This is a genomic window from Rathayibacter sp. AY1B4, from assembly GCF_002932815.1.
Taxonomy (GTDB): domain Bacteria; phylum Actinomycetota; class Actinomycetes; order Actinomycetales; family Microbacteriaceae; genus Rathayibacter.
The window spans coordinates 1-8,688 of sequence record NZ_PSWN01000042.1 but is presented as its reverse complement, the minus strand read 5'-3'; the positions used below and the strand labels follow the sequence as shown (position 1 = coordinate 8,688).

Here is an 8,688-nt window from a genome sequence, read left to right as displayed (position 1 = left end):
CGTCGGCGCTCGCCGGGGTCCTCCTCCGGCGGCGGGCGGAGCGGAGAGCGGGCGTCGGAGCGGACCCGCGCGGGCGTCCCCGGAGCGTCATTCCACCGCGTCGGCGACCGCGGTCACGACCGCGCGGAACCGGTCCGGCGCCTCGCGGATCCGCCGCCGGAGGAGGACCCCGGCGAGCGCCGACGAGGCGGGTGCGGCGACCAGCTCGCACTCGACCCGGGCCCCCTCCTCGTCCGCCAGGACCCGCCACTGCTCGACGCCGAGCACGGGGAGTCGGCGCTCGAGCCCGCTCCCCCGCCGCTCGTAGGCGCCGTCGGCGGCGAGGACGTCCGCGAGGGCGGCGAGCACCGGGGCGGGGTCGGCGTGGAGGACGGAGGCGAGGGCGAGGAGGCTGCGCACGGCGGCAGTCTCGCACGCCCCCGCGTCAGGAGCGGGCGTCGAGGACGCGCCGGAGCCAGTCGAACGACGCCTTGGGCACGCGGTCCCGGCTGCGCGTGTCGACGGCCACGAGCCCGTGCGGGCGGCTGTAGCCGTGCTGCCACTCGAATGCGTCGACCAGGGTCCAGAGCTGCACGGCCTCCACCGGCAGTCCGTCGTGGACGGCCTCGGCGAGAGCGGCCAGGTGAGCCCCGAGCCAGCGGATCCGCTCCGTGTCGACGATCGCACCCTCGCGATCGGGCTCGTCGGAGTAGCTCGCGCCGAGCGCGGTCACCACCAGCGGCGGCAGGGCGTCGCCGTAGCGCTCCACGAGGGACCGCAGCACCGAGACCACCGCCCAGGGTGCGACCGGCGAGCCGTCGCCCGTGCGGTCCAGCTCCGGCCAGGGCGCCGTGTGGAAGGGGAGCGCGGGAGGAGCGCCCACCCCGGTCGGCAGCGCCGGGTCGCGGCCCGCCACGATCCGCAGCGGCGGCAGCGGCGCGACCGCGTAGAAGTCGAGCGGAGCCGAGATACGCGCGAGGTCGACCGGATCCGCCTGCGCGAGGGCGCCGAGGAACGGCGGCAGCTCCTCCGGTCCGACCGGGTAGGACCCGGTCAGCACGGCGTCGGCCACCAGGCGGTTCCGCAGGACGTCCGCCAGGGAGGCGAAGGCGCGGTCCCGGTCGTCGTCGGAGGCGGGCTCGACGGGCGCGAGCGCGTCGACCAGGCCGATCCTCCCGGTCACCTCCGCCGCCCGCAGTGCCTCCAGCGCCACGCCGTGCCCGAGGAGCTGGTGGTGCAGCGCCGGCAGGGCGCTGAACAGCCGGCCGGCGCCCGGCGCCTGCCGCGCGAGCGCGTAGCCCTCGAGCATCACCGTCGACGGCTGGTCGAGGGTGATCCAGTCGGCGACCCGGTCGCCGAACCGCCCGCCGAGCTCGAAGGCGAGATCGCCGAAGCGGAACGCGGTGTCGCGGTTCATCCAGCCGCCGCTGAGCGTCGACGGGGTGTCGCGGTGGTGCAGGGTCAGCGCGACCCGGATCCCCGTCTCGGCGAGCCCGTCGAGCAGGCGGTCGTAGAAGCCGAGCCCTCCGCGGTCGATCGGCCCGCGGCCGTCGGGCTGCAGCCGGGGCCACGAGACCGAGAGCCGGAGCTCGTCGACGCCGAGATCGACCAGAAGCGCGAGGTCCTCGCGCCAGCGCAGGAGGAAGTCCGTCGCGATCTCGGGAGTGGCCTCCTCGGCGATCGTCCCCCGTCGCAGCGCGAAGTCGTCCCACACCGACCGGCCCCGCCCGCCCGTCTCGAGGGAGCCCTCCGTCTGGAAGGCGCTCTGCGCCAGTCCGATGCGCAGGCCCGGCGGCAGGAGTGCGCCCAGCTCGCGCGGATCGTCGAAGCGCGCAGCCTCGACGCGCACCTCCCGCCGATCGCGCCCGCGGGCCTCGTCTTCGCGCATTCCACTGTCCTCCGGATCTGATCGACGGGTATATTCTCGCGGAAGCGCTCTCCCGGATCTCCCCGACTCCCCCGACCGGCTGAGACGCCTCCTCCGGATGGTGTACATCCGGGAACAGTGGTGCGGCGCGCTTGACAGCTCCCCCCTGCCCCCGTGCAATGGACGCATCGTGAAATCGGGCGTCGACGTGGCAGTACCGGGGGGTTCACCGGTCGTGCCGGTGCCCCGACTCCGCCGATCCCCGCGGCGCACGGCCGCCCTGCTGCTGGTGCTCCTCGCGGCCGTCGCCTCCGTCTCCGGCCTGGCCGCGCCGGCCGCGCAGGCCGCCGCTCTCGCGATCACCGCTCCCGCCTCCGGCGCGGTCCTCAGCACGGGAGCGACGACGGCCACCGGCACGGCGACGGCCGGGGACCAGGTGCAGATCGGGCTCCGCGGCGGCGGCGACCCCCTCTGCATCACCACCGCGGGCCCCGACGGCGGCTGGAGCTGCGCCGTCTCCCTCGACGACGGGCCGGCGACCCTGGTCGCGGTGGAGCTCCTCGCCGGCGGCGGGACCACCTCGGCCGCCGTCCCGATCGCCGTCCTCAGCGCCCCCGTCATCGAGTCGGTCGACGGCTCGGCGACCTCCGCGGGCTCGGTCCGCGGCACGGCCTACCCCGGCGCGAGCGTCGCCGCGGTCTCGAACGGCGGCGCCGCGTGCCTGGCCACCGCCGACTCCGGCGGCGCGTGGTTCTGCCAGCTCGCCCCCACTCCGGCGCCGGGCAGCTACCGCGTCACCGCCACGCAGACCGCCTCCTTCGCCGGCAGCGCCGCCTCGCCGGCCAGCGCGCCGGTGACCCTCGTGGTCGACACCGCTGCTCCTGCCGCCCCCGCCCTCACCTCGCCGTCGAACGGCGCCGCCCTGCCGCTCAGCGGCGCGTCCTACTCCGGGACGGGCGTGGACGGCACTCGCGCCTACGTGTACGTGGACCGGGTCAACACCTGCGACGCGGCGGTCAGCGGAGGCGCCTGGAGCTGCACCGGCGGCACGATCACGGCGGGCGCGCATCGGGTCTCCGCCATCGCCGGCGACAGCGCCGGCAACTACAGCCCGCCGAGCCCCTGGATCGACGTGACCTTCGCGGCGGCGACGACCGCTCCCACCGGCACGCCCAGCGCGACGCCGCCGGCCGCCCCCGGAGCCGCGCCCAGTGCGCCCGGGGCCGCCGCGTCTCCCGCTCCGAGCAGCGCGGCGCCGACCGCGTCCCCGTCGCCCGTCCGCCCCGGAGAGGCCGCGCCCGCGCCCGAGGACGAGCCGACCGCCGAGCCCACCGCAGCACCGGTCCCGGCTCCCGACCAGGACGGCGGTGACGTGCCGCCGCAGCCCGCCCCCGACGCCGGATCGGAGCCGGGCGGCTGGAGCGCGGCGACCGGGATGACCACCGCGCTGTCCGCCGGATCGCCCGTCGTCTCGATGGCCGACTGGATGCGCTCCCTCGCCCTCGCTCTGCTCTCGCTCGCCCTGGTCGTCGTGCCGGCCCGCCTCGCCGCGGCCGGGCGCGCGCCCCGCGCCGAGCGCAGCTGGCACCTCACGGGCCGCAACCGCGCCGCCGTCGAGTACGACGACAAGCCGGACACCGGTCCCGCCTCGCCGCGCCTGATGGTCGTCGGGATGATCGGCTGCGCAGCCGGCCTCGTCCTGCTCTCGGGACGCGTCGACGGCCAGCCCGCCTACCTGCGCCTGCTGATCGCCGTCATCGTGGCCGTCGCCGTGGTCAACGCGGTCGCCGCCGCCGTCCCCGCGCTGGTCGGCCGACGGATCGGCGTCAGCGGGATCGGCGTCGTCGCCGCTCCGCGCGCGCTGCTCCTGGTCGCGGCGGCCGCTCTCGTCTCGCGCTTCGCGGGACTGGACCCGGCGCTCCTCTTCGGCGTGGTGATCGGCCTCGTCCTCCCCGAGGGCGCGTCCGCCGTCGACCGCGCGAAGCTCTCCACCGTCCGCGTCGTCTCGCTGCTGGGTCTCGCCGGACTCGCCTGGGGCGCCTCCGCCGTGGTCCCGCCCGACGGCTCGTTCGGCTCCGTGCTCGCCGCGGAGGTGCTCAGCGCGACCACGCTGATCTCGGTCGGCTCGAGCGTGGTGCTGCTGTTCCCGGTCGGGCGCCCCGCCGGCCGCAGCATCCTGCGCTGGTCCCCGCTGCTCTGGCTCGGGCTCACGCTCCTCGCGACGACCGTGCTGTTCGTGCTGCTCACCCCGACCATCGCGTCCTGGTCGACCGACGGCGGAGCGGGTCCGGTGCTCTTCGCCGTCGTCGCCTTCAGCGCGGTGTGCACGTCGATCTGGGCCTGGCGGCGCTTCGTCGAGTCGGAGTAGCCGGCCTCGGCCGCCCGCTCAGCCGATCGAGACGGGCCGGTCGAGGTCGTCGCCCGGCAGCACGTCGGCCACGGCGCCGACGGTCAGCTCGCGCAGCGTCGCGATGCCGCCGTAGACGCCGAGGAACGCGGTGTCGGCCGCGTCGCGTCCCGTCGCGATCCGCACGAGGCTCGACCGCGGCGCGAGCGTCGTCGCGTCGACCGCCCGCCACTCCCCCTCGATCCAGGCCTCCGCGACCGCGTGGAAGTCCATCGGCTGCAGTCCCGGCGCGTACACGGCCGCCAGTCGGGCGGGCACGTCCAGCGCCCGGAGGAGGGCGACGACGAGGTGCGCGAAGTCGCGGCAGACGCCGCGGCGGGCGAGCAGCGTCCGCTCGGCCCCGTCCGTCGGAAGGCTCGAGCCGGGGACGTACGCGAGCCGCGTGCCGACCCAGGAGCTCACCGCGTGCAGGAGGTCCGCCCCGGACAGGCCGGCGAACTCGGCCCGGGCCGTCGCCCACAGCACGTCCGACTCGGCGTAGCGGCTCGGCCGCAGGTACCGCAGCCGGTCCACCTCGTCGCCCTCGAGCGGAGCGAGGCGTCCCAGGACGCGCGCGGAGTAGTCCACGACGAGGTGCCCGACCGGCGCGTCGAGCACGTGCAGCCGGGTGCCGTGCTGGTCGATCACCTCGCGAGCGGCGAGCGGGCGGCCGTCGACGGTGAGCGTCAGCGACTCCTCCGCCCCGTACGCGTCGGCCACCGCGATCGACAGGACGAGGGCAGCCGGAGCCGCGACGTCGAGGGTCAGGTGGGCCGAGACGTCGCGCTGCATGGGGCTCTTCTCCGGGGCGTGGCGGGTGGGGGTCAGGCGCCCTGCTCGCCCTTCGGCGGCGGGGTGGGGGCGGCGTCCGGCTCCTGCACGAGCTGCAGCCCGCCGGACGAGTTCGCCGAAACGGTCAGCAGGTCGATCCAGGTGCGGTTGATCGAGGGGACCCGTCCGCCGAAGTACTTGAAGTAGAGGGGCACGGAGGGGTCGAGCCAGATGCTCGAGCGGCCGTCGCCGACCGCGGGGTCGTCCCGCCAGGAGAAGAAGAAGCTCTCGCGGCGGCGCAGCTTGTTGGCGATGACGATCTGGACGTGCGTGAGCGTGCGGTCGTCGAACTCGATCTCGACTCCCGAGGCTCCGTAGAGCAGCTTCCCCATGGGGGCCTCCCGGCCGCCCGTCGCCGGGCGGTGCATGACGGTGCCCGCGGGCACGAGAAGCGGGACCGTTCCGGCGCCCGCCGTGGACCGGGCGGCTCGCATCCGGACGCGGGCGCCCGGGCTCGGAACCGCCCGGTGACGACTCTAGGCGAGGCGGCGCGGGCGCGCGGGATCCTCGTCCGATTCCCGAACACCGGGCTCCTCCGGCCGGAAGGACGACCGGTCCGGAGGCGCGCCCGGCGCCCTGCCGGATCCGGGCGAGACGCGCCGGGGCACTGCCGCGCGCATGTCGGAGGTCGGACGTACGGTACCCGCATGATCGAATGCGCACTCTGCGGAACCGACGCCGTCGTCCTCGACCGCTCCGGCGGCCGCGACACCGAGGAGGAGCTCGTCGTGCTCTGCGCCGACTGCACCCCGGGCGAGATCACCCAGGCCCTCGAGGCCGGGCTGCTCGAGCCCGCTCGACGCAGCACGCACGCCCGCGCCGCCTAGGGAGCGGCGCGTCGGACGGAGTGCCCCCACTGGGACTCGAACCCAGACTGAGACGATTTTAAGTCGTCTGCCTCTGCCGATTGGGCTATGGGGGCGACCACCGGGAGGAGCGATCCTCCCGGCGGCGGTGTCAGGACTTGGCGGGCTCGCCGCCGACCGGGACCGGAGCACCGGCCTGGCCGGGGATCTGCGCCGGGGCCTGCGCGGCCGGAGCCTCGGCGGCCGGGGCCGCCGGACGCGGACGCGACGCGTAGGTCTCGAAGGAGCCGCGGGGGTACTCGCGGGCCTCGATCGAGGCGATGTCGCGGCCGAGCCAGAGGTTGTTCCACCAGCCCCAGACCACGCGGAACTTGCGCTCCCACGAGGGCATGGCGAGACCGTGGTAGCCGCGGTGCATCACCCAGGCGGGGAAGCCCTTCACGGCGATCTTGCCGGACTGGAACACGCCGATGCCGATGCCCAGGCCCGCGACCGCGCCGAGGTTCTTGTGCACGTAGTCGACCGGCTCCTCGCCGCGGAGCACCGCGGTGATGTTCTTGGCCATGAGCTTGCCCTGGCGGACGGCGTGCTGGGCGTTCGGCACGCAGAAGCCGCCGACGCCGCCGCCGGTGAGGTCGGGGACGGCCGTCGCGTCGCCGGCGCCCCAGGCGCCCTCGACGAGCACGTCGTCGTGGCCGACGCGGAGGTCGGCGCGCACGCGCAGGCGGCCGCGCTCCTCGATGGGCAGGTCAGAGTTCTTGATCGACGGGTTCGCCATGACGCCCGCGGTCCAGATGATCAGGTCCGACTCGAAGCTCTCGCCCGTCGACAGCTGGATGACGCCGTTCTCGGCCGACTTGAGCTGCGTGTCGAGGTGCACGGTGGCGCCGCGCTGGTCGAGGTTCTTCAGCACCCAGTGGCTCGTCTCGAGGGCGACCTCGGGCATGATCCGGCCCATCGCCTCGATGAGGTGGAACTGCGTCTCCTCGAAGTCGATCTCGGGGTAGCGCTTGAGCAGCGCGCTCGCGAAGGAGCGCAGCTCGGCGAAGACCTCGATGCCCGCGAACCCGCCGCCGACGACCGTGACGGTCAGCAGGCGCGAGCGCTCGGGGCCGGCGGGGAGCGACGCGGCCTTGTCGAAGTTCGTGAGCATGCGGTCGCGGATCGCGGTCGCCTCCTCGATCGTCTTCAGGCCGATCGCGTTGTCGGCGACGCCCGGGATCGGGAAGGTGCGCGAGACGGAGCCGGCGGTGACGACGATCTGGTCGTACTCGAACTCGTAGGGCTCGCCCACGGTCGGGGTGATCGTCGCGGTGCGGTTCGCGTGGTCGATCTTCGTCACCTTGGCGGCGAGGATCGCGGTCTTCTTGAGGTGGCGGCGGAGCGAGACGATCGCGTGGCGCGGCTCGATCGACCCCGCGGCGACCTCGGGGAGGAAGGGCAGGTACGCCATGTAGGGCAGCGGGTCGACGATCGTGACCTCTGCCTCGTGCGGTCGGAGCTGCTTCTCGAGCTTCCACGCGGTGTAGAAGCCGGCGTAGCCGCCTCCGACGATCAGGATTCTGGGCACGGTTGACTCTCCAAGAGGGATGGACAATGCGAACACCCTCACGCAATGCGAAGTGCCCGCTCTCGATGCGGTGGGCAGCACTGACCCCGACTGGGAATCAGCTTAGCGAAGAGCGCGCCGGTGGTGGCGCCTCCGTGGCTCCGGTAGGAGCGGCTACGCGTCGAGCGGCCTGCAGGCGCAGCGCTCGGGAGACCAGTCGGCGCGGGCCAGGGCCAGATCGCCGATCGGATTGACGCCGGGGCCCGCCGCGAGGGCGTGCGCGGCGAGGGCGTGGAGGCACTTCACCCGCGAGGGCATGCCCCCGGAGGAGATGCCCGCGATCTCGGGGACGGAGCCGACGCTCTCGCGGTCGGCCAGGAACGCCCGGTGCGCAGCGGCGTACGCCTCGCGCAGCTCCTCGTCCTCGGCGAGCATCGCGTTGTACTCGACCATGACCTGGGTGGCCTCGAGCTGCGAGATCGCGGCCGTCGCGGCGGGGTGGGTCAGGTAGTAGAAGGTGGGGAACGGCGTGCCGTCGGACAGGCGGGGGCTCGTGGAGACCACCGTCGGGTCGCCGCAGACGCAGCGTGCGCTGATCCCGACGACGTCCCGGGCGGGACGGCCCAGCTGGGCGGAGACGACCGCGATGTCGCGCTCGGACGGCGGATCGAAGGGGGGCGTGGTCACGGGGGCTCCAGAGGACGGACGGCCGGGAGGACGCTCCAGTGTACGCGGGGTCGGGCGGGAGCGACGGAGTCGGGCAGGAGCTACGGAGTCGGTGTCAGCTCGTCGGCGGTCGGCTCGCCGAGGCCCGAGACCGCGATCGAGGACAGCAGGGAGCCGGCCCAGTCGCTCGGGGTCTCCTGCACCGTGTCGCTCGCGGGCTGCTGCGCCTGCTGGGCGAGCGTCACGTCGTCGAGCACGAGGTAGCTCACCTCGCCGGGCATCACGAAGTACAGCCGCTCGCGGGCCTGCGCACGGATGAACGCCGGGTCGGACCAGCGGGTGCGCTGCTCGTCGAGGTTCTGCGCCTGGGTCTTGGCCGCGTCGACCGAGCGCTGCAGCTCGGCGATCTCGGCGCGCTGCTCGACGAAGTTCTTGATGCTCGGGGCGAGCACGACCACCGCGAGGATCATGATCCCCATCACCAGCAGCGTGAAGCCCGAGCCGCGGACGCCGGCGATCCACGCGGACGAGGGCGGAGCGGGCGGCTGCTTCGGGCGGGGGGTGCGCGGGGCGGACGCGGCACGGGCTTCACGCTGCTGGTGAT

At 74.7% G+C, this 8,688-nt stretch carries 9 protein-coding genes and 1 tRNA gene; 2 read left to right on the top strand and 8 right to left on the bottom strand.

Annotated elements, in window-relative coordinates; translation table 11 throughout:
• Positions 1-87: 87 nt before the first annotated feature.
• Both C5D66_RS16455 and C5D66_RS16450 read right to left on the bottom strand, forming a co-directional pair.
• Entirely contained in the window at positions 88-399 is a 312-nt protein-coding gene (locus tag C5D66_RS16455) for a hypothetical protein (RefSeq protein WP_104227427.1), read from the bottom strand.
• Positions 400-424: 25 nt separating this feature from the next.
• Positions 425-1,867 (bottom strand): glycoside hydrolase family 1 protein, encoded by a 1,443-nt coding sequence (locus C5D66_RS16450; RefSeq protein ID WP_181028861.1) that lies wholly within the window; start codon positions 1,865-1,867, stop codon positions 425-427.
• A gap of 220 nt (positions 1,868-2,087) precedes the next feature.
• Between C5D66_RS16450 and C5D66_RS16445 the strand changes: the two genes are divergently transcribed.
• Positions 2,088-4,214 carry a hypothetical protein gene (locus C5D66_RS16445; RefSeq protein WP_181028863.1) on the top strand — a complete coding sequence of 709 codons (2,127 nt, stop codon included), beginning with the start codon at positions 2,088-2,090 and terminating at the stop codon, positions 4,212-4,214.
• 18 nt (positions 4,215-4,232) lie between these two features.
• Here C5D66_RS16445 and C5D66_RS16440 read toward each other — a convergent pair whose 3' ends face one another.
• Positions 4,233-5,024, bottom strand: coding sequence for a transglutaminase family protein (locus tag C5D66_RS16440; protein ID WP_104227429.1), 792 nt, complete (start codon positions 5,022-5,024; stop codon positions 4,233-4,235).
• A gap of 32 nt (positions 5,025-5,056) precedes the next feature.
• Positions 5,057-5,395: an ATP-dependent DNA ligase gene (locus C5D66_RS16435; protein ID WP_068211888.1), complete on the bottom strand. Its 339-nt coding sequence runs from the start codon at positions 5,393-5,395 to the stop codon at positions 5,057-5,059.
• A gap of 315 nt (positions 5,396-5,710) precedes the next feature.
• Between C5D66_RS16435 and C5D66_RS16430 the strand changes: the two genes are divergently transcribed.
• Positions 5,711-5,890 (top strand): hypothetical protein, encoded by a 180-nt coding sequence (locus C5D66_RS16430; RefSeq protein ID WP_104274585.1) that lies wholly within the window; start codon positions 5,711-5,713, stop codon positions 5,888-5,890.
• 21 nt (positions 5,891-5,911) lie between these two features.
• Here the strand turns inward: C5D66_RS16430 and C5D66_RS16425 are convergent.
• The 4 genes from C5D66_RS16425 to C5D66_RS16410 form a co-directional block, all read right to left on the bottom strand.
• Positions 5,912-5,985, bottom strand: a tRNA-Leu gene (locus C5D66_RS16425).
• 35 nt (positions 5,986-6,020) lie between these two features.
• Positions 6,021-7,439: an NAD(P)/FAD-dependent oxidoreductase gene (locus tag C5D66_RS16420; RefSeq protein ID WP_104225019.1), complete on the bottom strand. Its 1,419-nt coding sequence runs from the start codon at positions 7,437-7,439 to the stop codon at positions 6,021-6,023.
• A 153-nt stretch (positions 7,440-7,592) separates the two neighbouring features.
• Positions 7,593-8,105, bottom strand: coding sequence for a DUF501 domain-containing protein (locus C5D66_RS16415; RefSeq protein ID WP_104227430.1), 513 nt, complete (start codon positions 8,103-8,105; stop codon positions 7,593-7,595).
• A gap of 80 nt (positions 8,106-8,185) precedes the next feature.
• The coding region (locus tag C5D66_RS16410; RefSeq protein ID WP_308471824.1) for a septum formation initiator family protein at positions 8,186-8,688 on the bottom strand (503 nt) is incomplete at its 5' end.

Bases quoted from the DNA above. Each gene is read 5' to 3' on its own strand.
- C5D66_RS16430 (WP_104274585.1), top strand. From the start codon at position 5,711: ATGATCGAATGCGCACTCTGCGGAACCGACGCCGTCGTCCTCGACCGC.
- C5D66_RS16435 (WP_068211888.1), bottom strand. From the start codon at position 5,395: ATGGGGAAGCTGCTCTACGGAGCCTCGGGAGTCGAGATCGAGTTCGAC.
- C5D66_RS16440 (WP_104227429.1), bottom strand. From the start codon at position 5,024: ATGCAGCGCGACGTCTCGGCCCACCTGACCCTCGACGTCGCGGCTCCG.
- C5D66_RS16450 (WP_181028861.1), bottom strand. From the start codon at position 1,867: ATGCGCGAAGACGAGGCCCGCGGGCGCGATCGGCGGGAGGTGCGCGTC.